This window comes from Arcobacter vandammei, from assembly GCF_016106035.1.
Lineage (GTDB): Bacteria > Campylobacterota > Campylobacteria > Campylobacterales > Arcobacteraceae > Aliarcobacter > Aliarcobacter vandammei.
Window position 1 is genome coordinate 1 of sequence record NZ_JADKPZ010000046.1, and the last position, 963, is coordinate 963.

The 963-nt window shown below is 27.7% G+C and carries 1 protein-coding gene and 1 rRNA gene; both read right to left on the minus strand.

What is annotated here, in order from left to right; all coding sequences use genetic code 11:
- Positions 1-142: 142 nt before the first annotated feature.
- Complete coding sequence (locus tag IQC44_RS11385; protein ID WP_198306476.1) at positions 143-328, minus strand: ATP-binding protein; 186 nt, start codon at positions 326-328, stop codon at positions 143-145.
- A gap of 534 nt (positions 329-862) precedes the next feature.
- Positions 863-963 (minus strand): 5S ribosomal RNA (gene rrf / locus IQC44_RS11390); the annotation flags it as partial.

Sequence of the window (963 nt, forward strand, 5' to 3'; positions counted from 1 at the left end):
AGTATATGTTATCTTTACAAAATAATCCACAAAAAGTAGCTAATTTTTTTAAACATCCAAAGGTTAAATATGCAAGTTAAAATTCAGATTATTTATTAGGGGAGTAATAATTTGACATATAAAGCCCTATTCCACTACCTTTTTATTTTGTTGTAAAATATGGGTCAAAAATCAAATTAATAAACTCTTTTTCTACCCCACCTGCATTATTTAAAATACTTAAGATTGATTTATCATTTTCTACATTAAGGATAATTTTGATTTTAGCTTCTTTAACTTCTCTTAAAATAATTACATCTTTTGCATTTGTTAGAATATTTAAAACCACTTGCGAATACTGAAAAAATTAAGGCTGAAAAGTTAAGTTAGCTACGATAATATCCTAGTTAAAAAAGGATTATCTACAGATGGCTGTAAAAAAAAGAATTTTTATTGTTCCAAAACTAAGGAATAAAGATATTCAAAGAAAGAATTCTAAACTATAAAATGAATATCCTCTAAATATAACTAAAAAGCTTGTAAAAATAAAGAAATAGTATTTAAAGTATAAAATGCTAAGAGATATGTGAACTAATTAATACTAAATTTGAATAAGATATAAACCAAGTCAAATAACAAATAAATTAATAATAGAAGTAATATAGCAAATGTAAAGGGAACAGGAACTTCAGTCCCTGCAATGTGGATAGATATAAAAAAAGCATTAGTGAAAATATAAATAGTGTAAATATTACTTAAATAGCCAATAGCGTAAAAAGAATAAGAAGATGTGTAAAAAAGGGTGCAGATAAAAAAGCAAAAAAAAGCCTTTCAAAGCATACTTAGATGAAGTATGTTCTGAAAGGCTTTGTAAAAAACTCAAAGCTGGCAGTGACCTACGTTTCCACAGGGGGACCCTGCAGTATTATCGGCGATGAAGTGCTTGACTACCAGGTTCGGAATGGGGCTGGGTATTTCCACTTC